The sequence below is a fragment of the Roseateles sp. genome, assembly GCF_049240545.1.
Taxonomy (GTDB): Bacteria; Pseudomonadota; Gammaproteobacteria; order Burkholderiales; family Burkholderiaceae_C; genus Paucibacter_A.
Genome location: NZ_JBMLSK010000218.1, coordinates 1 through 21,222, shown reverse-complemented (window position 1 = coordinate 21,222; position 21,222 = coordinate 1). Strand labels below are relative to the sequence as shown.

Annotated in this window: 18 protein-coding genes; 11 read left to right on the top strand and 7 right to left on the bottom strand. The window is 62.3% G+C overall.

Annotated features, from left to right (window positions below; genetic code table 11):
* The first annotated feature begins 118 nt into the window (after positions 1 to 118).
* From ACOVRJ_RS15215 to folE2, 4 genes are all read left to right on the top strand, one after another.
* Positions 119 to 370 (top strand): exodeoxyribonuclease VII small subunit, encoded by a 252-nt coding sequence (locus tag ACOVRJ_RS15215; RefSeq protein WP_422044683.1) that lies wholly within the window; start codon positions 119 to 121, stop codon positions 368 to 370.
* On the top strand, positions 355 to 1,260 hold the full coding sequence (locus ACOVRJ_RS15210; protein WP_422044682.1) for a polyprenyl synthetase family protein: 906 nt from the start codon (positions 355 to 357) through the stop codon (positions 1,258 to 1,260). The genes ACOVRJ_RS15215 and ACOVRJ_RS15210 overlap by 16 nt, the downstream gene beginning before the upstream one ends.
* A 13-nt stretch (positions 1,261 to 1,273) precedes the next feature.
* Positions 1,274 to 3,208, top strand: a complete 1,935-nt coding sequence (dxs, locus tag ACOVRJ_RS15205; RefSeq protein ID WP_422044681.1) for a 1-deoxy-D-xylulose-5-phosphate synthase — start codon at positions 1,274 to 1,276, stop codon at positions 3,206 to 3,208.
* A 115-nt stretch (positions 3,209 to 3,323) separates the two neighbouring features.
* The gene (gene folE2, locus ACOVRJ_RS15200; RefSeq protein WP_422044680.1) at positions 3,324 to 4,118 is read left to right on the top strand and encodes a GTP cyclohydrolase FolE2; all 795 of its coding nucleotides are present in this window, start codon (positions 3,324 to 3,326) and stop codon (positions 4,116 to 4,118) included.
* A 5-nt stretch (positions 4,119 to 4,123) separates the two neighbouring features.
* Here the strand turns inward: folE2 and ACOVRJ_RS15195 are convergent, their stop codons facing one another.
* Positions 4,124 to 5,050: a LysR family transcriptional regulator gene (locus tag ACOVRJ_RS15195; protein WP_422044679.1), complete on the bottom strand. Its 927-nt coding sequence runs from the start codon at positions 5,048 to 5,050 to the stop codon at positions 4,124 to 4,126.
* 135 nt (positions 5,051 to 5,185) lie between these two features.
* Between ACOVRJ_RS15195 and lysA the strand changes: the two genes are divergently transcribed.
* From lysA to ahpF, 3 genes are all read left to right on the top strand, one after another.
* Complete coding sequence (gene lysA, locus ACOVRJ_RS15190; protein ID WP_422044678.1) at positions 5,186 to 6,442, top strand: diaminopimelate decarboxylase; 1,257 nt, start codon at positions 5,186 to 5,188, stop codon at positions 6,440 to 6,442.
* Between the two features lie 193 nt (positions 6,443 to 6,635).
* Positions 6,636 to 7,199: an alkyl hydroperoxide reductase subunit C gene (gene ahpC, locus ACOVRJ_RS15185; RefSeq protein ID WP_263537565.1), complete on the top strand. Its 564-nt coding sequence runs from the start codon at positions 6,636 to 6,638 to the stop codon at positions 7,197 to 7,199.
* A 190-nt stretch (positions 7,200 to 7,389) separates the two neighbouring features.
* Complete coding sequence (gene ahpF, locus ACOVRJ_RS15180) at positions 7,390 to 8,955, top strand: alkyl hydroperoxide reductase subunit F (protein WP_422044677.1); 1,566 nt, start codon at positions 7,390 to 7,392, stop codon at positions 8,953 to 8,955.
* A gap of 15 nt (positions 8,956 to 8,970) precedes the next feature.
* On the opposite strand, the gene rarD is transcribed toward ahpF, so the two are convergent.
* Positions 8,971 to 9,855, bottom strand: a complete 885-nt coding sequence (gene rarD / locus ACOVRJ_RS15175) for an EamA family transporter RarD (RefSeq protein WP_422044715.1) — start codon at positions 9,853 to 9,855, stop codon at positions 8,971 to 8,973.
* Between the two features lie 90 nt (positions 9,856 to 9,945).
* Entirely contained in the window at positions 9,946 to 10,665 is a 720-nt protein-coding gene (locus tag ACOVRJ_RS15170) for a pseudouridine synthase (RefSeq protein WP_422044676.1), read from the bottom strand.
* Positions 10,666 to 10,881: 216 nt separating this feature from the next.
* Between ACOVRJ_RS15170 and ACOVRJ_RS15165 the strand changes: the two genes are divergently transcribed.
* On the top strand, positions 10,882 to 11,289 hold the full coding sequence (locus ACOVRJ_RS15165; RefSeq protein ID WP_422044675.1) for a hypothetical protein: 408 nt from the start codon (positions 10,882 to 10,884) through the stop codon (positions 11,287 to 11,289).
* 15 nt (positions 11,290 to 11,304) lie between these two features.
* Here ACOVRJ_RS15165 and ACOVRJ_RS15160 read toward each other — a convergent pair whose 3' ends face one another.
* Entirely contained in the window at positions 11,305 to 11,706 is a 402-nt protein-coding gene (locus ACOVRJ_RS15160) for a YchJ family protein (protein WP_422044674.1), read from the bottom strand.
* A gap of 57 nt (positions 11,707 to 11,763) precedes the next feature.
* On the opposite strand from ACOVRJ_RS15160, the gene ACOVRJ_RS15155 reads away from it, so the two are divergent.
* Entirely contained in the window at positions 11,764 to 14,178 is a 2,415-nt protein-coding gene (locus ACOVRJ_RS15155; RefSeq protein ID WP_422044673.1) for a UvrD-helicase domain-containing protein, read from the top strand.
* A 137-nt stretch (positions 14,179 to 14,315) separates the two neighbouring features.
* Positions 14,316 to 16,559, top strand: coding sequence for a PhoX family protein (locus ACOVRJ_RS15150; protein ID WP_422044672.1), 2,244 nt, complete (start codon positions 14,316 to 14,318; stop codon positions 16,557 to 16,559).
* A gap of 217 nt (positions 16,560 to 16,776) precedes the next feature.
* Here the strand turns inward: ACOVRJ_RS15150 and ACOVRJ_RS15145 are convergent, their stop codons facing one another.
* From ACOVRJ_RS15145 to ACOVRJ_RS15135, 3 genes are all read right to left on the bottom strand, one after another.
* Positions 16,777 to 17,619 carry a BPSS1780 family membrane protein gene (locus ACOVRJ_RS15145; RefSeq protein ID WP_422044671.1) on the bottom strand — a complete coding sequence of 281 codons (843 nt, stop codon included), beginning with the start codon at positions 17,617 to 17,619 and terminating at the stop codon, positions 16,777 to 16,779.
* Positions 17,620 to 17,666: 47 nt separating this feature from the next.
* Positions 17,667 to 18,638 carry a homoserine kinase gene (locus ACOVRJ_RS15140; RefSeq protein WP_422044670.1) on the bottom strand — a complete coding sequence of 324 codons (972 nt, stop codon included), beginning with the start codon at positions 18,636 to 18,638 and terminating at the stop codon, positions 17,667 to 17,669.
* A 69-nt stretch (positions 18,639 to 18,707) separates the two neighbouring features.
* Positions 18,708 to 19,058 (bottom strand): hypothetical protein, encoded by a 351-nt coding sequence (locus ACOVRJ_RS15135; protein ID WP_422044669.1) that lies wholly within the window; start codon positions 19,056 to 19,058, stop codon positions 18,708 to 18,710.
* Positions 19,059 to 19,099: 41 nt separating this feature from the next.
* Here ACOVRJ_RS15135 and polA point away from each other — a divergent pair.
* Positions 19,100 to 21,222, top strand: a 2,123-nt coding sequence (polA, locus tag ACOVRJ_RS15130) for a DNA polymerase I (protein ID WP_422044668.1), incomplete at its 3' end; no start/stop codon positions are given.

Here is a 21,222-nt window from a genome sequence, read left to right as displayed (position 1 = left end):
TTGTACCCATCTGCGACGTTTTGGCCCAATTACCCCTGAAAGCCGACGGCAGGCGTGGCGGCAGGATGACATTTGTCATGAGTCCGTCTGACTACAATCAAAGTTTTCGCCAAATGAAATGACTCGATCCAGCAGCACCGCCAAAACTGCGTCAAAAGACGCTGTCGCCGCCAGCTATGAGCATGCACTTGCTGAGTTGGAGCGATTGGTGGCCGAGATGGAGGCCGGACAATTGCCGCTGGATCAGTTACTTGAGAGTTACCGACGTGGGGCAGAACTGCTGGGATTCTGCCGCTCGCGTCTTCAGGCCGTAGAACAACAAGTCAAGGTTCTGGAGGGCGAGGGATTGAAACAATGGGGAGAGTCCTGAGCGTGGATGCCGGTGTGTTTGAACAATGGATGCAGCGATCACTCGCTGCGTGTGAGGTGGCGCTCGATGGGTTTGTGCCCCTCGATGCTCCTGCTGGCCTGGGTGAGGCCATGCGTTATGCGGTCTTGGATGGCGGCAAGCGTTTGCGGCCGCTCTTGGTGCTGGCCACTTGCGAAGCTGTGGGAGGGTCTGCCGATGCCGCCATGCGCGCCGCCTGTGCGGTGGAGTTGATTCATGCCTACTCCTTGGTGCATGACGATATGCCCTGCATGGACGACGATGTCTTGCGCCGCGGCAAGCCGACGGTGCATGTGAAGTACGGCGAAGCCCAGGCCATGCTGGCGGGTGACGCCATGCAAGCCCTGGCCTTTGATGTTTTGACGCCGGACAGCGGCGTAGAGCCTGCTTTGCAGGCCCGGCTTTGTGCCTTGCTGGCTCGTTCCGCGGGTCATGCGGGCATGGCGGGCGGGCAGGCTATTGATTTGGCCAGCGTCGGCAAGCAGTTGGATGAGTGCGCCTTGCGCGATATGCATCGCCGCAAGACCGGCGTGCTTTTGCAAGCCAGCGTGATGATGGGTGCCGCTTGTGGCCCAAGCAGCGAGAAGGCGACGACCGCCTTGTCTGAATACGGTGCCGCCCTCGGCCTGGCTTTCCAGGTGGTCGACGACATCTTGGACGTCACACAAGACTCCAGCGTGCTAGGCAAGACCGCGGGCAAGGATCAAGAAGCCAACAAGCCAACCTACGTCAGCATTTTGGGCTTGCAGCCGGCGCGCGACTTGGCTCAGCAATTGCGGACTCAAGCGCAGCAGGCTTTGGCCGACAGTGGATTGACCAACACGGCTTGGTTGAGCCTGTTGGCCGATATGGTCGTTGAGCGCGACAGCTGAGAGGCAGACTTTCATGAGCTATCCCTTGCTGAAAACCATTGACAGTCCAGCCGACCTGCGGCGCATGCCGCGCAGCGAATTGCCCAAGCTGGCCGGTGAGCTGCGTGCTTATGTGCTGGACGCTTTGTCCAACTCGCGCATCGGCGGACATCTGGGCTCTAACCTCGGCACCGTCGAGTTGACCGTGGCTCTGCACTATGTGTTCAACACGCCGCATGACCGCTTGGTCTGGGACGTGGGTCATCAAACCTATCCGCACAAGGTCTTGACCGGTCGCCGCGAGGCATTGAAGACGATTCGTCACGCAGGCGGCATCAGCGGTTTTCCGCGTCGCGATGAGAGCGAGTACGACACCTTTGGTACCGGTCATTCCAGCACCTCCATCTCGGCCGCTCACGGCATGGCCATGGCGGCCAAGATCAAGGGCGAGGACCGCAAGGCGGTGGCCATCATCGGCGACGGCGCGATGACGGCCGGCATGGCGTTTGAAGCCTTGAACAATGCCGGCGTTGCCCATGGCGGCGTTATGGGCGATGTGCTGGTGATCCTGAACGACAACGACATGTCGATCAGTCCACCCGTCGGCGCGCTGAACAAATATCTAGCTCGCTTGATGAGCGGCAGTTTCTACGCCACGGCGCGCGAAGGCGCGAAGTCGGTACTGAAGAACACGCCGCTGTACGAATTCGCCAAGCGCTTCGAAGAGCACACCAAGGGCATGGTCGTGCCCGGCACTATCTTTGAGGAATTCGGCTTCAACTACGTCGGTCCTATCGACGGCCATGATCTCGATGCCCTGATCCCGACCTTGGAGAACCTGCGCAGCAAAAAGGGTCCGCAGTTCCTCCATGTGGTGACCAAGAAGGGCCAGGGCTACAAGCTGGCCGAGGCGGATCCGGTCAAGTACCACGCAGCCCCCGGGGTCTTTGACCCTTCGGTCGGTTTCGTCAAATCCGCCACGCCGGCCAAGACCAGCTTTACCCAAGTGTTTGGGGATTGGCTCTGCGATATGGCCGAGGCCGACAGCCGCCTGATCGGCATCACGCCGGCCATGCGCGAAGGCTCGGGCATGGTGGAGTTCCACAAGCGCTTCCCGACCCGTTATCACGATGTCGGCATCGCCGAGCAGCATGCGGTGACGGTGGCCGGCGGTATGGCCTGCGAAGGCATGAAGCCGGTGGTGGCGATTTACTCCACTTTCTTGCAGCGCGCCTACGATCAATTGATCCACGATGTGGCCTTGCAGAATCTGCCGGTGCTGTTCGCCTTGGATCGCGCCGGTCTGGTGGGTGCCGATGGTGCCACCCATGCGGGCAATTACGACATCGCCTTCACCCGTTGCATCCCGAATATGGCGGTGCTGACGCCGGCGGATGAGAACGAATGTCGCCAGGCGCTCTATACCGGCTTCCAGCACAGCGGTCCGGTCACGGTGCGCTACCCGCGTGGCGCGGGCGTGGGTAAGGAAGTTCAGAAGACGATGAGCCTCTTGCCCTGGGGCAAGGGTGAGCTGCGTCGTGAGTCGAGCAAGCCTCAGCTCAATGGCGCCGCGGGTGCGCCGCGCATTGCCATCCTCGCTTTCGGCACCTTGCTCTACCCGGCATTGGAAGCGGCGGAGCAGTTGGATGCGACGGTCGCCAATATGCGTTTTGTGAAGCCACTCGATGTTGAGCTGGTCACCGAGTTGGCACGCAGCCACGATGCCATCGTCACCGTGGAAGACGGCTGCCTGATGGGCGGCGCCGGTTCGGCCGTGATGGAAGCCTTGCAGGTGGCCGGTCTCAATCCGCCCATCTTGGTGCTGGGCCTGCCTGACGAATTCGTCGAGCACGGCGAAGTGCCCAAGTTGATGGCCGCTTGCGGCCTGGACGCCAGCGGCATAGAACAAGCCATCCTCAAGCGCTTCGGCGCCCGACCCAGTCTGCTGCGACAAGCCGCCAATCAGTGATGCCGAAAAGCCAAGACCTTGCTCTAGCAAGGTTGGCGGCTTGCTGGCAAGCTGTAGGTCCAGGGTTAACCCGTAATTCCAGCGGCTCGCTCCAGCGAGCCACGCACCCGATTGCATGAACCAAGTCACCAGCGCTCTTCATATTCCCGACACCCAGAGCGAGCGCGATGAGCGTCATCTCGTCATCCAGCGCGTCGGCGTCAAGGATGTGCGCTACCCGCTGCAGATCCAGGTCGGCGCGCAGGTCCAGCCTACTGTCGGCACCTGGACTCTGGATGTGAGTCTGCCCGCCGAGAAGAAGGGCACGCATATGTCCCGATTCGTGGCCTGGCTGGATGCCTTGCGGGCACCGCTGGATGCGGCTTCACTGCGGGAACTGCATGGTCAGATGCTGGCCAAGCTAGAGGCCGTCGAGGGCCGCATCGAGGTGGCTTTCAGCTTCTTCATTCGCAAACGTGCGCCGGTGTCGGGCATCGAGAGCCTGCTGGACTACCAAGGCCGCCTGATTTCAGAAACGCGCGCCGGCCAGACCACGGTTTGGGCCGAGGTGGCCGTGCCGGTGAAGAGCTTGTGCCCTTGCTCCAAGGAGATTTCCGACTACGGGGCCCATAACCAGCGCTCCTTGGTGACCGTGTGCGCCGAAATCGGTGCCCAGCCGGTCAGCTGGCAGGAGTTGGTGCGCTTCGCCGAAGATAGCGCATCCAGCGAAATCTGGCCTTTGCTGAAGCGCAGCGACGAGAAGTGGATCACCGAGCACGCCTACGAGAACCCCAAGTTCGTTGAGGATTTGGTGCGCGATGTGGCTCTGCGCCTGAACGCCGATCCGCGCATCGGCCGCTACACGGTGGACGTCGAGAACTTCGAGTCCATTCACAACCATTCGGCCTACGCGCGCATCGAGCGGCTCTGATTGGTTCAGCGGAGCGCTTGTTCCAAGGCCCGGCTCATGCGTTCCGCCTGAGCCCGCAGTGCATGTAAAAAGCTCTGCGCCAGCGGCTGTGCCGGCCGGTACAGCGGCAGCAGGGCGGAGACCTGGAAGGGCACGGACACGCTGAAGCGCCGCAGTTGCAACTCCGGGCCGGCCAAGGCCAGCGCCGTCAAGGGATTGACGATGGCCAGCCCGAGGCCTTGTTGCACCAGCGCGCAGACGGCCACGGCGCTGTGGGTCTCCACCCGAAGGCGCCGTTGAACGCTGGCTTCGGCGAACAAGGCGTCGAGTTGCAGTCGATAGGGGTCATCGGGTGAGAGGCTGATGAAGTCCTCGTCCTGAAAATCTTCGGGTGTTAAGACACTGCGTTCCAACAAGCGGTGGCCCGCCGGCAGCACACACACCTCATCTAGCGTCAACACCGGCACTCGCTGCGTGCCTTCGGCAATCTGCGTTTGTTGCTCGCTCAGGCCCAGGTCGAAACGCTGGGCAGCCATCCACTCCTCCAGCAGCGGGGACTCCTGCGGTGTGATCGACAGCTGCGCTGCCGGGTGCGCCGCCAGAAAGTCCGCGCAGGCGGCCGGCAGCAAGGCGTGGCTGAGCGCCGGCAGGCAGAGCACGGCCAGCTGCACCTGCTCGTCCCGTCCCAGCTGCGCGGCGCGGCTGCGGATGCGGTCCAGGCCCTGGTAGCTGCGCTGCACTTCCTCGAACAAAGCCAGGCCCCGCGCCGTGGCGCGCAAACGGCCTCGCTGGCGCTCGAATAAGGCGTAGCCCAGCAACTGCTCCAGCCGCGCCAATTCACGGCTCAGCGTCGGCTGCGAACTGCGCAGCAAGAGCGCGGCTTCGGTGACGCTGCCGGTGGTCATGACGGCGCGGAAGACTTCGATATGACGAAGGCTGATTTCTGGGCTCATGCGTGAAGCATATCGAAATTGAATGAGTGGTGAATAAACAGATATTTGAATGAATGGCTTTCGGCTGGCATCCTGCCCAGGTTGGTGCGAAAACTCGCGCCCTTGCAGCCCGTCGACTTCGAGAAAAGAACTCCCATGCCCGCCGCCACCTTGACGCCCAGCCGTATTCAATCGCTTGCCGCTCAGTTCGGAACCCCTTTGTGGGTCTATGACGCGGGCACCATTCGTGAGCGCATCGCCGCCTTGCGGGCGTTTGACACGATCCGCTTCGCGCAAAAGGCCTGTTCCAACACCCATTTGCTGCGCCTGATGCGAGAGCAGGGCGTCAAAGTGGACTCGGTCTCACGCGGCGAAGTGCTGCGCGCGCTTGCTGCGGGCTATAGCGCTGGCGAGTCGCAAGATGCTGTGCACAGCGACATCGTCTTCACCGCTGACTTGTTTGATCACGCCACGCTGGACACCGTGGTCGAGCATCACATCCCGGTGAACGCCGGCTCCATCGACATGCTGCACCAACTGGGCGAGCGCTCGCCCGGCCATGCGGTCTGGTTGCGCATCAATCCGGGCTTTGGCCATGGCCATAGCAACAAGACCAATACCGGCGGCGAGCACAGCAAGCATGGCATCTGGCACAGCGATTTATTGGTGGCGCTGCAAGCGGTTCGCCAGCATCGCTTGAAGCTGATCGGTCTGCATATGCATATTGGCTCGGGCGTTGATTACGCGCATCTGTCCGAGGTCTGCGGGGCCATGGTGGATTTGGTGCGCCAGACGCAAGCAGCGGGCCATGACCTGCTGGCGATCTCGGCGGGCGGGGGCTTGTCCATTCCTTACCGTGCCGGTGAGCCTTTGATCGACACCGCACATTACTTTGGCCTGTGGGATGCCGCTCGCAAGCACGCGGAAGCCATGCTCGGCCATCCCTTGTTCTTGGAGATCGAGCCGGGCCGCTATTTGGTGGCTGAGTCCGGTGTGCTGATCACCGAAGTGCGCGCGACCAAGGACGCGGGGAACAATCATTTCGTCATGGTCGATGCGGGATTTAGCGAGTTGATGCGGCCCGCCATGTACGGCAGTCACCATGAGATGAGCGTTATCGCTGCCGACGGAGTAGGCCGGCCCCAGCGCGCCAGCGTGGTGGCCGGCCCCTTGTGCGAATCGGGCGATGTGTTCACCCAAGGCGATGGTGGCGTGGTGCTGCCGCGTGAACTGCCAGAGGCGCAGGTGGGTGACCTGCTGCTGATCCATGACACCGGCGCTTATGGCGCGTCCATGTCCAGCAACTACAACAGCCGACCCTTGATCGCCGAGGTCTTGGTGGATGGCGCGAGCGAGCGATTGATTCGCCGTCGTCAAACGGTGGAAGAACTGTTGGCCCTGGAGTCTGTGTGACGTTTGCGTGACCGCCGGGCTGGCATTCATGGGTCAAGCGGCCTCACTTTGGGGCCAAAAAACTGGCGCTCATAGGCTCAGGCAATGAGGGTGATTTGATTAATCAAAACTAAGAGCTTCTTCTTGCTCATATGATTCACCCATAGCAAGTTTTGATTGTTTTTCTTTTCACCACCAACGCAAAGGGATAGCCATGTCGCTGATCAATACCCAAGTCCAGCCTTTCAAGACCCAAGCCTTTCACAACGGCAAGTTCATTGAAGTCTCCGACGCCAGCCTGAAGGGCAAGTGGTCGGTGCTGATCTTCATGCCGGCTGCTTTCACCTTCAACTGCCCGACCGAAGTGGAAGACGCGGCTGAGCACTACGCCGAGTTCCAAAAGGCCGACGCCGAGGTCTACATCGTCACCACCGACACGCATTTCTCGCACAAGGTGTGGCACGAAACTTCGCCAGCCGTGGGCAAGGCCAAGTTCCCGCTGGTGGGTGACCCCACTCACGCCCTGACACGCGCTTTCGGCGTGCACATCGAAGAAGAAGGCCTGGCCCTGCGCGGCACCTTCGTGATCAACCCAGACGGCGTGATCAAGACCGCTGAAGTGCACTCCAACGAAATCGCTCGCGACGTCAAGGAAACCCTGCGCAAGCTGAAGGCCGCTCGCTACACCGCCGCCAACCCCGGCCAAGTGTGCCCCGCCAAGTGGAACGATGGCGCCAAGACGCTGACGCCTTCGCTGGACCTGGTCGGCAAGATCTAATGATCGCCCCCCGGAGCGCCTGTGGCGCTCCTCCCCGCCTAGGGAAGAGCCCGCTGGACCGGCAAAGCCGGTGCCACGGGCTCCGCTCGGAATACTCCTCCGAGCCACGCTGAAACTGTCCGGACCTTCTCGGGCAGTTTCAGAGTGGCTTGAAGCGCCACGCCTGAATAAACCCACGAAAGGATCCGCCATGTTGGACAGTCATCTGAAGTCACAGCTGCACGCTTACCTCGAGCGCGTCACGCAGCCCTTCGAGATCATCGCCAGCTTGGATGACCGGCCCGAATCGGCCGAGTTGCTGAGCTTGCTGCAAGACATCAGCGCGATGTCTGACAAGATCACCCTGAAGTCTGACGGCCAAGACGAGCGCCGCCCATCCTTCAGCCTGAACCGCGTCGGTTCGGACATGAAGCTGCGCTTCGCCGCCATTCCCTTGGGCCATGAGTTCACCTCGCTGGTGCTGGCCCTGCTGTGGGTGGGTGGTCATCCGCCCAAGGTGTCGGACGAAACGATTGAGCAGATCAAGAGCTTGGACGGTGAGTTCAGCTTCGAGGTCTATATGTCTCTGACCTGCCACAACTGCCCGGACGTGGTGCAAGCTCTCAGCCTGATGGCCGTGCTTAACCCCAAGGTCAAGACCGTGGTGGTGGACGGGGGCCTGTTCCAGGACGAGGTCAATGCCCGCGAAATCATGGCCGTGCCCAGCATCTATCTGAACGGCCAGGTCTTTGGCGCTGGCAAGATGAGCGTGGAAGAAATCGTGGCCAAGCTCGACACCGGTGCGGCAGCGCGTGAAGCGGCCAAGCTCAGCGAGAAGGCACCGTTCGACATGTTGATCGTCGGCGGTGGCCCCGCCGGTGCCGCTGCGGCCGTGTACGCCGCGCGCAAAGGCATTCGCACCGGCATTGCTGCCGAGCGTTTTGGCGGTCAGGTGAATGACACCATGTCGATCGAGAATTATGTGTCGGTGCTGGAGACCGATGGACCGAAGTTCGCGGCTGCCCTGGAAGCGCACGTCAAGGAATATGACGTTGAGATCATGAATTTGCAGCGTGCAGAACAGCTGATTCCCGCAGCCGAGCCCGGCGGCTTGGTCGAGGTGAAGCTGGCCAATGGCGGCTCACTGAAAGCTCGTTCGGTCATCCTGTCCACCGGCGCGCGCTGGAGGCAGGTCAATGTGCCTGGCGAGCAGGAGTACAAGAACAAGGGTGTGGCCTATTGCCCGCATTGCGACGGCCCGCTGTTCAAGGGCAAGCGCGTGGCGGTGATTGGCGGCGGCAATTCCGGAGTCGAAGCGGCCATCGATCTGGCCGGCATCGTGGCCCATGTGTCCTTGATCGAGTTCGGCGAGGCCTTGCGCGCCGATGCGGTCTTGGTCAACAAGCTCAAAAGCCTGCCCAATGTCAGCATCCACACCTCGGCGCAAACCACCGAGTTCACCGGCGAGGGCGGCAAGCTCAATGGCCTGAACTACACCGACCGCAGCAATGGCGAGGCCAAGCGCATCGAGTTGGAAGGCGTGTTTGTGCAGATTGGCTTGGTGCCCAATACCGAGTGGTTGAAGGGCGTGGTCGAGCTCAGCAAGCACGGCGAAATCGTCGTCGATGCCAAGGGACAGACTTCCTTGCCCGGCGTGTTCGCGGCGGGCGACGCCACCACCGTGCCCTTCAAGCAGATCATCATCGCGACAGGCGATGGCGCCAAGGCCGCCTTGGGTGCGTTTGACTACATGATGCGCCAGCCGGCTGTGGCCTGAAGCGGATGGCTCGTCTTAGCTCACGGCGGGGCTGCTCTGTCGTGAGCGCAGCCAGCTTTCACCGCTGTAGACCAGCAGCGCTGTCCAGATCAGCGCAAAGCCGATCAAGCGGGCGGGCTGCATGGCCTCGTGATAGAGCCAAACGCCCAGCATGAATTGAATGCTGGGCGAGATGTACTGCAGTAGGCCCAGCGTCGTCATCGGAATGCGGCGCGCACCTGCGGCGAACAGCAGCAAGGGCAGGGCGGTCAGCGGGCCGGCCAGCAAGAGCCAGAGCAGGGTGGACGACTCGCCTTGCACAAAGGCACTTTGGCCTTGCAGCGTCCACCAGATCATGGCCGCGGCGGCCAGTGGCGTGAGCAGCAGGGTCTCCAGCGCCAAACCCTCCAGCGCCCCCAGGCTGGCCACTTTACGCAGCAGACCGTAGACCCCAAAACTGGCGGCCAACAGCAGGGCAACCCAGGGCAGCTTGCCGGTCAGCACCGTCAGCCACAGCACACCGGCCGCAGCCAAGCCCACCGCCACCCATTGCCAAAAGCGGGGCCGCTCATGCAGCACCACATAACCCAGTGCCACATTGACCAGCGGGTTGATGAAGTAGCCCAGGCTGGCGTCCAGCACATGGTCGTTTTGCACCGCCCAGACATAGGTCAGCCAATTGACCGAGAGCAGCAAGGCCGAGGCCGCAAAGGCCGCCAGCACCTTGGGTTGGCGCAGCACCTGGCCCAGCCACGCCCAGCGCCGCAGCACGGTTAGCAAGCCCAGCATGAAGACCATGCACCAGAGCGTGCGATGGGCCACCACCTCCAGCGCAGGCACTTGCGCTAGCAATTTGAAATAGATCGGGAACAGGCCCCAGACGAAATAGGCCAAAGCGGCGTAGGCAATGCCGGGCTGAATGTTCAACGGCGATCCTTTGAATTCATGTTCTGTGCGCAAGCCCTGAGACGACACAGGATTGTGCATGGAGGCGCTGAGTTCGTCGCGAACTCAAGCCTGCGATGTGTCATGCTGCCAATTGCCCTGCTGGCGCAAATCCGTCCACTCGGGTCCTAGCGGTGCTTGCAGCTGCATGAGCGTTTGCTCGACAGGGTGGGGGATCTGCAGGCTCAGCCCATGCAGCCACATGCGCTGCAGGCCCAGGTGAGCGGCCACCGCTCGGTTGTGGGCGCCCTTGCCGTGGGTGGCGTCACCAATGATGGGATGGGCGATGTGGCGCAAATGACGTCGGATCTGATGGCGGCGACCAGTGAGCGGGCGCGCCTCCACCATAGCGTAACGGCTGCTTGGGAAACGCCCGTCCACGCTGAAGGGCCACTCCACCCGTGCCAGTCGTTGCCAGTCGGTGCGAGATTCCAGCATCGTTTGGCCGCCCGAAGGCAATTCAGGGTCGCGCGCCAATGGGTGCTCGATCACGCCGGCTTCTTCGGGCCAGCCTCGCACCAAGGCGATGTATCGCTTGCGCGCCAAGCCGTGCTCAAAAGCCTGCCCCAAGCTGGACGCGGCCTCGGCATTCAAGGCGAACAGCAGCAGACCTGATGTGCCGCGATCCAGGCGGTGCACCGGCCAGACATGGCAGCCCAACTGGTCACGCAAGAGCTGCACCGCAAAGACCGATTCCTGCGCGGCGATGCTGCTGCGGTGCACCAGCAGGCCGGCGGGTTTGTTGATGGCGACGAGGTGCTCGTCCCTGTAGATGATTTGCAACATATGGCATTGTGAAGTCTTACCCCGGTGAGGCCTGCTTCCATGCTTGGACGAGCAATAGCTCACAGCAAGGCCGATTCGATACGGATAACCCCATTCGGGGGGGATGGTGTGGCGCGTTGCGCATCGAAAGAATGCTGTCACAAGGCCCGCGCATCATGCCAAGGGTCAGCAGCACACCACGACATTAGCACCCGCCCAAGCCGCAAGGAGCCCATCATGCCCATCACCTTCCGCGTTGGATATCGTTCCCCTCTGGTCAGCGCCGTCGCTTGGCTGCTGATGGCCGCGGGTCTCTCAGGCCTGTGCTTGCTGGGCTATTGGATGGGGCATTTGAATGAGTTCGCGGCCGCCGGCCACCTGCGCTGGAGCATCGCAGGGCTGGTCGCATTGCTGCTGGTGTCTGGCACCGCCCTGACCGCCGGCCAAGGCTTGCTGCGTCGCCTGGAATGGGCGCGTCGTTTGTCGCTGGGCTTGCTGGCCTTGTTCCTGGTGTCGCTGCCGGCGCTCCCTTGGTTGGCCGGTTCGCCGCTGGTCTTGGGCATCAGCTGCTTGGTGTTGAGTGCCGGGCTGCTGTGGGCCTTGCGCGCGCTGAACTCGATGTTGGTGCGCCAGGAATTCGCCTGAGCCGACTTAAGCGTTTCAGCTCACATCGCCGTCAAGATAAAGCCAGGCGCCGTCCACACGTTCAAAGCGACTGAGTTCATGGAGCCGGTAAGCCCGGCCGCCCAGCTTGCTGCGAGCGACGAACTCCACCCAAGCATGTTCAGCATCCTGCTGCACATGCTTTTTTACTTCCAGGCCCAACCATTTGAGCCCCGCCTCGTTGGGCTCCAGCGTTGTTGGCCGGGTGCTGGGGTGCCAGCTGGCCAGCAGATAGTCCAGCAGGTTCAAAACATAGGCGCTGTAACGCGAGCGCATCAGCGCCTCCGCCGTCGGCGCGCTCAAAGCATTGGCGGCGGCAAAGTGCTGGTGATAAACGCCGCAGCATGAGCCGTAGCTCTGCTTTTGACCGCAGGGGCAAGGGGAATTGAGGTCCATCATCGTGCCGCGCATCATGCCTGAACCGAAGCAAGGCCCGAGGCTCTCTAAAATGCGGCGATGAACCTGCCCCCGCAAGACGATTTGTTCGCCGCCCCTCCCGTGGCTGTTGAAGGCACAGGCCTTCTGAAGAACCTCAACCCCGAGCAATATGCGGCCGTCACCGCGCCCGCCGAGCCTTGCCTGATATTGGCCGGCGCCGGCTCGGGCAAGACGCGGGTGCTGACCACCCGCATCGCCTGGCTGATGCAAACCGGCCAGGTCATGCCCGGTGGTGTGATGGCGGTGACCTTTACCAACAAGGCCGCCAAGGAAATGGTGACCCGGCTTTCGGCCATGCTGCCGGTGAATGTGCGCGGCATGTGGATTGGCACCTTCCACGGGCTGTGCAACCGCTTTTTGCGCGCCCATTGGAAGCTGGCGGGCCTGCCGCAGGGTTTTCAGATTCTGGACTCCTCTGACTCGGTCTCGGCCATCAAGCGTGTCATCAAGGCGATGAAGCTGGACGAAGAGCGTTTTGTGCCCAAGCAGGTGGGCTGGTTCATTGCAGGTGCCAAGGAAGAAGCGCAGCGCCCCGTCGATATCGAGCCGCGTGACGAGCAGACCAAGACGCTGATCGAGATCTACAAGAACTATGAAGACCAATGCCAGCGCGAGGGCGTGGTCGACTTTGCCGAGTTGATGCTGCGCTCTTACGAATTGCTGCGCGACAACCCGGCGGTGCGCGACCATTACCAGCGTCGCTTCCAGCATCTTTTGGTCGATGAGTTCCAAGACACCAACAAGCTGCAATACGCTTGGTTGAAGATGTTCGCCCCTCCCGGCAAGGGGCAAGGCGTTGTGGCGGTGGGCGATGATGACCAGAGCATCTACGCCTTCCGTGGCGCGCGCGTTGGCAATATGGCCGACTTCGAGCGTGAGTACCGCGTCAAGAAGGTCATCAAGCTGGAGCAGAACTACCGCAGCTTCGGCAACATCCTCGACTCCGCGAATGAGTTGATCAGCCGCAACAGCCGTCGCCTGGGCAAGACCCTGCGCACCGAGGCCGGCCCCGGCGAGCCGGTGCGGGTGTATGAGGCGGCCAGCGACTTTGCCGAAGCCCAGTGGCTGATTGAGGAGGCGCAAGCCCTGCATCGCCAGGGCATGGACCGCAAAGAAATTGCGGTGCTCTACCGCAGCAATGCCCAGTCGCGTGTGATCGAGTCGGCGCTCTTCAATGCCGGCATTCCGTACCGGGTGTATGGCGGCCTGCGCTTCTTCGAGCGCGCCGAAGTGAAGCATGCGCTGTCCTATCTGCGCTTGCTGGAGAACCCCAACGACGACACCAGCTTCTTGCGGGTGGTGAACTTCCCAACCCGCGGCATCGGCGCGCGCGCCATCGAGTTGCTGCAAGACGCGGCCCGCATGTCTGGCCGCAGTCTGTACCAAAGCGTCGGCGCGGTGGCCGGCAAGGCGGGCAGCAATCTGCAGGGCTTTACCAACCTGATCGACTCGACTCGTAACCTTACAACCGGACTGACGCTGCGCGAGATCATCGAGCAGATCCTGGAAGTCTCCGGCCTGAACGAGCATTATCGCAACGACAAAGACGGCGCTGAGCGCTTGGAAAACTTGGGCGAATTGATCAACGCCGCCGAAGCCTTTGTGACCCAAGAGGGCTTTGGCAAGGATGCGGTGGCGCTGCCTGTCGACGAGCTGTCGCCGGGTGCGATTTCGGAAGGCTTCCCGGCGGCGGTTGCGCCGGCCAACTTCACGCCCGATGCCGAAACCGGCGAGATCATGTCGCCGCTGGCGGCCTTCTTGACGCACGCCTCGCTGGAGGCGGGCGACAACCAGGCGCAGGCCGGCCAGGATGCGGTGCAGTTGATGACGGTGCACTCCAGCAAGGGCTTGGAGTTCGACGCGGTCTTCATCACCGGCCTGGAAGAAGGCCTCTTCCCGCATGAGAACTCCATGTCCGACAGCGACGGTCTGGAGGAAGAGCGCCGCCTGATGTATGTGGCCATCACGCGGGCGCGTCAGCGCCTGTACCTGGCCTTCAGCCAGACCCGCATGCTGCACGGCCAGACCCGTTACAACGTCAAGAGCCGTTTCTTTGATGAACTACCTGAGGCTGCCTTGAAGTGGCTGACGCCGCGCAACCAGGGCTTTGGCTCTGGCTTCGCCAAGGAATATCAAAGCGCCTGGGAGCGGGGTTCGGGCCTGAAGTCCATGGTCGGCGCCGGCCGGGTTGAGAAACCCGTCTACGACACCACCCCGGTGCCCAAGAGCATGAAGCAGGCGGCCGCGCAAAAAGTGGCCGATGAACATGGCGGACTCAAGGTCGGCAAGGGCGTCTTCCACACCAAGTTTGGCGAAGGTGTGCTGCTAACGCTGGAGGGCAGCGGTGCCGATGCGCGGGCGCAGGTGAACTTCGGCCGCCACGGGATGAAGTGGCTGGCGCTGTCGGTGGCCAAGCTGACGCCGATCGACTGAGGGATTCTTCTTCTACTGGTTTGTGCGTAGTCCGTACGAGTCACTGGACTGTCACGGTTCATTCACGCTCGTTTCACGGCGGCTACATAAGCTCTGGCGCGTTCCTTAACCTGAGCTGATGCCAGCTGTAGTACGCCATGACCAAATCCCACGATGTCTCCGTTCAAGACTTCAATGACGAAGACTCCAATGTTTCCAGCAACCCGACCTTTGAGTCGGTGCTGAATGCCCGCCTGAGCCGCCGCAACATCCTGCGCGGCTCGATCGGCAGCATGGCCACCGCCGTGCTGGGCACGAGCGTATTGAGCGCTTGCGGCGGCGGCAACGACGAACCCGCTCCCGGCCCTGTGCCTCAGTTCACGCCGATCGAGAAGCTGAGCTTTGCCGCCGTGGCCAAGAGCCTGGAAGACAAGGTGACCGTGCCTGTCGGCTATACCGCCAGCGTCATCTATGCATTGGGCGATCCGCTGCGCGCTGCCACGGCTGACTACAAGAACGATGGCACCGACGCTGACTTCGAAAACCGTGCCGGTGACCACCACGACGGCATGGAGTGGTTCGGCCTGGGTGCTGACGGCAAGGCTTCGTTGACGTCCGTTGATCGCGGCCTGCTGGCCATGAACCATGAAGCGACGACCGATGAAAAGCTGTCTTCCTTCTTCTTGCACGCCGATGGCGGCAAGAGCACGCTGCCGCGTCCTGCTGCGGAAGTCGACAAGGAAGTCAACATCCACGGCATCTCGGTGGTCGAGGTCAAGAAGGCCGCCGACGGCAAGTGGTCCTACACCAAGGATTCCGCCTTCAACTTCCGCCTGACCCCTTGGAGCGATGTCGAACTGAGCGGCCCGCTGCGCGGCCACGCTCTGGCCAAGACCAAGTATTCGCCCACCGCCGTCAAGACCCGCGGCACCATCAACAACTGTGGCACCGGCAAGTCGCCCTGGGGCAGCTTCCTGACCGGTGAAGAAAACTGGGTCGGCTACTTCGCGCGTGGCGCCGCTGACGATGCGGCCCGCGGCGATAAGTCGGTTGTGGCGCTGAAGCGTTACAGCAGCGTGCAAGGCGGCGCCTCGCGTCACGGCTGGGAAACCGCCGGTACCGAAGACAAGTACCAGCGCTTCAACAACAGCAAGACCGGTGCCTCGGCCGATGGCTCGGACGACTATCGCAATGAGCTGAACACCTTCGGCTACATCGTCGAGATCGACGCCTACGACAAGACCAAGGCTGCCAAGAAGCGCAGCGCTCTGGGCCGTTTTGCGCACGAGAGCGCCGTGTTCGGCAAGGCCGAAGCCGGCAAACCGTTGGCCGTGTACATGGGTGACGACTCGCGCGGCGAGTACATCTACAAATTCGTCAGCGAAGCCGTCTGGGACGCCGCCGATGCCAGTCCCGCCAGCCGCATCGCCGCCGGCGACAAGTATCTGGACAAGGGCAAGCTGTATGTGGCCAAGTTCAATGCCGATGGCAAGGGCCAGTGGATCGAGCTGGCCATGAGCAATACCGCCATCGCCGCCTACGCCGCCTACAAGTTTGCCGATCAGGCCGACATCTGCGTCAACACCCGTCTGGCTGCCGATGCCGTGGGCGCGACCAAGATGGATCGTCCGGAATGGTGCTCGGTCAATCCGAAGAATGGCGAGGTCTACTACGCGCTGACCAACAACAGCGCCCGTCGTGTGGACGCCACCGGCTCGCAGGTCACTGTGGACAGCGCCAACCCGCGCGCCTACAGCGATGTTCATAAGGCGAAGTCCAGTCCGCAGTTGGGCAACTCGCACGGCCACATCCTGCGCCTCAAGGAAGACGCCGCCGGCGCTGCCGCGACCGGCTTCAGCTGGGACGTGTATCTGTTCGGCGCCGAAGCTGATGCTTCGACCTCGAACATCAATCTGTCCAACCTGACCGGCGACCAGGACTTCTCCAGCCCGGACGGCCTGGCTTTCAGTCCCTCCACCGGCATCTGCTGGATCCAGACCGATGATGGCGCCTACACCGACGTCACCAACTGCATGATGCTGGCCGGCCTGCCGGGCGCCGTGGGCGACGGTGCCAAGAAGACCCTGAGCTACACCAAGGCCGATGGCAGCAAGCTGGACGTTGACACCTACGTCGGCAAGGCGCCCGCGGCCGACACGCTCAAGCGTTTCCTGGTCGGCTCCATTGCCTGCGAAATCACCGGCCTGGCCGAGACGCCGGACGGCAAGGCGCTGTTCGTCAACATCCAGCACCCGGGCGAGACCACGGCCATGGCCAATATCGCTAACCCGAGCAAGTACACCAGTCAGTGGCCCAGCAATGCGGGCTATGGCGCTGGCAAGCGTCCGCGCTCGGCCACCATCGTGATTACCAAGAACGACGGCGGCCGTATCGGCAGCTGATGGACTGAGTTTGTTCAGGCGCGGCGCGAGCCGTGGCTGTGATGAGGCCGCACTGCAGAGTGCGGCCTTTTTTTCTGATCAATAGAAATAGAGTCAGGTGGTGGCCGCGCATGGGCCTGCTGACTTTCAGCGGCGTGAACTCATCGGCCTGCGCCGATCCGTCAGGCCGGTGATGGATCGGCAGACCGTTGGAGCGGCATACCGATCGGCACTCGCCTCAATCCTGCGGTTTGTCCAAGACCTCAGGCTTCGGCTCCTCGGGCAGCTCCTTTGGGGCACCGAACATAAAGCAGTCGATGAAGGTGAAGTAGAGCGAGGCGTAGAACACCGTTGTCATCAACAGGCCCATGGGCATCAAGACCAGGACCAAGCTCTGGCCCATGCCCAGCAGCATCAGCAAGAGGCTCAACGCCATGCCCATGCCCATCACCAGGGCGAACCACAGCAGGGCGTTGTAGGCGTAGGCACCGCGATTGCGCCACAAGCCCAAGGAGCTGGAGAACAGTGCTTGCATCACGCCCTGGCCGCCCCAGTGGACCAGCGCGGGAGCATGCCAGAACGGCACGGCCAGCAGCGCAGCCAGCCCCAAGCGCGTCACCGCACCCCAGAACAAGCGGGGGTCTGCGGCGGCTTCGGAGATCTTCTCGGCCGGCGCGTTCTGCACCATCAACTGCTGCAGGGTTTCAAAGCTGCCGCCGTCAACCGCCTCGGACAAGGCCGCAATGCCCACCGTGGCCAAGGCGTAGCAAGCTCCCAGCAGCAATTGGCTGTTGCGCCGTTCCGGCGTCAATTTCAAGGGGGCGATGAAGACGCCGGCCGTGGGGGTTTGGCCTTGCAGCACCAGATGAGTGGCCAGCATGAAGCCCAGCGACAGCAAGGGCATGGCCATCAACACCAGCATGAAACCCATGCGCGGCAAGAGCATGGTAGCAAAGGCGGCAAACAAAAAAATCGACAGCAGCCCCGACATCACCAGAGGCTTGCGCTGAAAAATCTTCAGCCCATGGCGAATCCAGAGCAGGCCGTTGCGGGCGGGCACGGTTTGCAGATGAAGCATCATGGCTGGGCGGGCTTCTGTGGTGGCGGTTTTCAAATGGGAGCTCTGGATTATTCAGGCATGGCATGCCAGGGGCGCGCAATGCGCTCGCGCAACACGCGCTCGAAATGGCTGGGGTCGTGCGGCTTGAGCATGCTGGCTTCACGCGGCAGGTACACGTCCCACAGGCGTGAAAGCCAAAAGCGCAGCGCGGCTGCACGCAGCATCGCCGGCAAGAGGCGGTGCTCGGCGCCGCTCAAGGGCCGCACGCCTTCATAGGCGCGCACAAAGGCGGCGGCACGCTGCTCGTCGAGTCGGCCGCTGGCGTGGTCAATGCACCAGTCGTTCAGGCATACCGCCAGATCAAACAGCCAGGCGTCGACACCGGCGAAGTAAAAGTCGAAGAAGCCGCTCAGCCGTTCGCGCCCGGGCAGGCCTTCAAACATCACGTTGTCTCGGAACAGGTCGGCATGGATCGGCCCACGCGGCAGTTCGGCATAGGTGGCGGAGGCGCCGAGTTGCAGCTGAAAGCTCAACTCGCTGCTGATCAACGCCGCTTGCTCCGGCGTCAGATAAGGCAGCACCACCGGCACCGTCTCGCTCCACCAGGCCAGGCCGCGCAAATTGCCTTGATGGAGTGGGAAGTCCTGCGCCGCCAGATGCATGCGCGCCAACTCGGCGCCCACCTGCTCGCAGTGGAAGAGGTCGGGGGCAAGTTGGTGGCCACCGCGCAGTTTATTGACCACCGCAGCGGGCTTGCCTTGCAGCTCAAACAGGATCTGGCCCGCGCTATCGGCCTGCGGATCGGGTACGGCCAAGCCTCGGCTGGCCAAGTGCTTCATTAATTGCAGATAAAAGGGCAATTGATCGAAGCTCAGTCGCTCAAACACCGTGAGCACGTAGTCGCCGGCTTTGGTGGTGAGGAAGTAATTGGTGTTTTCAATGCCGGCGTTGATGCCGCGCAGGGCTTGCACCGCGCCCAGATTCAATCGGGCGGCAAGCGCTTGGGCTTCAGGGAGGGTGACTTCGGTGAATACGGCCATGGCTACAGCGAGAGGGGGTTCGGGCCGGGTCAGTGAGGTGCTGCCGCTCAGGGCATGCCTGTCCGGCCATCAGAAATTCAGCAGGCTCCACACGCGCCGGCCGGCGGCGCCTCGGGTGGTGCCGGCGCCGGGCGAGAGGTCGCGACTGCCGTCGCCCATGATGATCTCGTAGCTGGGTAGTTTGCTGTTCTTCGGTTGGACCGTGACCTTTTGGGTCTGCCCACGCACGCGCAATTCTTCAATGCGGGTGCTGTCATCCTCGATCACGATGTCTGTCACCTGTGCGTCGGGCACGCCCGCCGCGACCACCGCACTGCTGGCCGGCTTGTCGCTGGCTTTTTCTGCGGCCAGCGTGTTGGCGCTGAACAAGCAAGCCAACAGCAGGGCGGCAAGGCCAGAAATGGATGAGTGAAGGTGCATGGGTGACATGCGCTCATTCTAAGCCGCCGGCCTGCACGACAATGCGCGCCATGAGCAAACCCATCATGTTGCTGGTCGACGGTTCCAGCTATCTCTACCGTGCCTATCATGCGATGCCCGACTTGCGCGGCCCCGGCGGTGTGCCGACCGGTGCCGTGCATGGCATGGTGGCGATGATGAAGCGCTTGCGCGATCAAATCGGCGCCGAGCATGCGGTCTGCGTGTTCGACGCCAAGGGCAAGACCTTCCGTGACGACTGGTACCCCGAATACAAGGCGCAGCGTGCGCCCATGCCCGATGCCTTGCGCGAGCAGATCGCGCCGATTCACGAAGTGGTGGCCTTGCTGGGCTGGCCGATTCTGGAGGTGCCCGGCATCGAGGCGGACGACGCCATCGGTACCTTGGCCCGTGTAGCGGCCAATGCCGGCCATGCGGTGGTGGTGTCTACCGGCGACAAGGACTTGGCGCAATTGGTCACGCATGAGGTGACGCTCATCAACACCATGAGCAATGAGACCCTGGACGTGGCTGGCGTGGTCGCCAAGTTCGGCGTGCCGCCGGATCGCATCATTGACTACCTGACCCTGATGGGCGACACAGTGGACAACGTGCCTGGCGTCGAGAAGGTCGGCCCCAAGACCGCCGCCAAGTGGATCGCCGAGTACGGCTCGCTGGACGGCGTGATCGCTCATGCCGACAAGATCAAGGGCGTGGCCGGTGAAAACCTGCGCAAGGCGCTGGACTGGCTGCCCATGGGCCGCAAGCTGGTGACCGTGGTGTGTGACTGTGATCTGAACGGCCATGTGCCGCAGTGGCCGTCGCTGGACGCCTTGGCTTTGAGGCCGGTGGACGAGGAAGGTTTGCGCGACTTCTATGCTCGCAATGGCTTCAAGACTTGGCTGAAGGAGCTCGGCGGTGCGCCGGCCGCTGTGGCCCCAGCCTTGGGTGAGAGTGGTGATTTGTTTGCCGACGCGCCAAGCGCTGAGCCTGGCATTGCGCCGATCGCGCCTTTGTCGCGCGACTATGAAACCATTCTGGATTGGGATCGCTTCGATGCCTGGCTCGCTCGCTTGCAAGCGGCGCCACTGGCCGCGCTCGATACCGAGACCGATTCGCTGGAGCCGATGAAGGCCCGCATCGTTGGCATCTCCTTCAGTGTTCAGGCAGGCGAGGCGGCCTACATCCCCTTGCGCCACGACGGCCCGGATGCACCGCAACAGCTGCCGCTGGACGAGGTCTTGGCCAAGCTCAAGCCCTGGTTGGAAGATGCCGATGCGCCCAAGCTCGGCCAGAACTTGAAGTACGACACCCATGTCTTCGCCAACCACGGCATCGCCCTGCGCGGCATCCTGCATGACACCATGTTGCAGAGTTATGTGCTGGAAGCGCACAAGAGCCACGGCCTCGGCGCGCTGGGCGAGCGATTCCTCGGCCGCAGCGGCTTGAGCTATGAAGACCTGTGCGGCAAGGGCGTGAATCAGATTCCCTTTGCGCAGGTGGACGTGGCGCGTGCGGCCGAGTATTCCAGCGAAGACTCGGATATGTGCTTGCAAGTCCATCAGCGCCTGTGGCCGCAATTGGAAGATGAAGCTGGCCTGCGCTTTGTCTACGAAAAAATTGAGTTGCCGACCAGTGCCTTGCTGGCGCGCATTGAGAGCACCGGCGTCTTGATCGATGCCGCCGTGCTGCAGGCGCAAAGCCATGAGCTGGGCCAGCGCCTGCTGGCGCTGGAGCAAGAGGCCTACGACATTGCCGGTCAGCCTTTCAATCTGGGCAGCCCCAAGCAGATTGGCGAGATCTTGTTCACCAAGCTGGGCCTGCCGGTCGTGAAGAAAACCGCTACCGGCGCCCCAAGCACCGATGAAGAGGTGCTGGAAAAGCTCTCGGCCGACTATCCGCTGCCGGCCAAGATTTTGGAGTTCCGCGGCCTGGCCAAGCTCAAGAGCACCTACACCGATAAGCTGCCCTTGATGATCAATCCCGCCACCGGCCGGGTGCACACCAACTATGCGCAGGCGGTGGCGGTGACCGGGCGTTTGTCCAGCAACGACCCGAATCTGCAGAACATCCCAATCCGTACCGCCGAAGGCCGCCGCGTGCGTGAGGCCTTTATCGCGCCGCCGGGGCATCTGATCGTCAGCGCCGACTATTCGCAGATCGAGCT

Coding starts and splice junctions, on each gene's coding strand:
- ahpF (WP_422044677.1), top strand. CDS start 7,390: ATGTTGGACAGTCATCTGAAGTCACAGCTGCACGCTTACCTCGAGCGC.
- ACOVRJ_RS15215 (WP_422044683.1), top strand. CDS start 119: ATGACTCGATCCAGCAGCACCGCCAAAACTGCGTCAAAAGACGCTGTC.
- ACOVRJ_RS15170 (WP_422044676.1), bottom strand. CDS start 10,665: ATGTTGCAAATCATCTACAGGGACGAGCACCTCGTCGCCATCAACAAA.
- ACOVRJ_RS15140 (WP_422044670.1), bottom strand. CDS start 18,638: ATGGCCGTATTCACCGAAGTCACCCTCCCTGAAGCCCAAGCGCTTGCC.
- ACOVRJ_RS15135 (WP_422044669.1), bottom strand. CDS start 19,058: ATGCACCTTCACTCATCCATTTCTGGCCTTGCCGCCCTGCTGTTGGCT.
- ACOVRJ_RS15160 (WP_422044674.1), bottom strand. CDS start 11,706: ATGATGGACCTCAATTCCCCTTGCCCCTGCGGTCAAAAGCAGAGCTAC.
- ACOVRJ_RS15210 (WP_422044682.1), top strand. CDS start 355: ATGGGGAGAGTCCTGAGCGTGGATGCCGGTGTGTTTGAACAATGGATG.
- dxs (WP_422044681.1), top strand. CDS start 1,274: ATGAGCTATCCCTTGCTGAAAACCATTGACAGTCCAGCCGACCTGCGG.
- ACOVRJ_RS15165 (WP_422044675.1), top strand. CDS start 10,882: ATGCCCATCACCTTCCGCGTTGGATATCGTTCCCCTCTGGTCAGCGCC.
- ACOVRJ_RS15195 (WP_422044679.1), bottom strand. CDS start 5,050: ATGAGCCCAGAAATCAGCCTTCGTCATATCGAAGTCTTCCGCGCCGTC.
- ACOVRJ_RS15145 (WP_422044671.1), bottom strand. CDS start 17,619: ATGATGCTTCATCTGCAAACCGTGCCCGCCCGCAACGGCCTGCTCTGG.
- ahpC (WP_263537565.1), top strand. CDS start 6,636: ATGTCGCTGATCAATACCCAAGTCCAGCCTTTCAAGACCCAAGCCTTT.
- ACOVRJ_RS15150 (WP_422044672.1), top strand. CDS start 14,316: ATGACCAAATCCCACGATGTCTCCGTTCAAGACTTCAATGACGAAGAC.
- folE2 (WP_422044680.1), top strand. CDS start 3,324: ATGAACCAAGTCACCAGCGCTCTTCATATTCCCGACACCCAGAGCGAG.
- ACOVRJ_RS15155 (WP_422044673.1), top strand. CDS start 11,764: ATGAACCTGCCCCCGCAAGACGATTTGTTCGCCGCCCCTCCCGTGGCT.
- lysA (WP_422044678.1), top strand. CDS start 5,186: ATGCCCGCCGCCACCTTGACGCCCAGCCGTATTCAATCGCTTGCCGCT.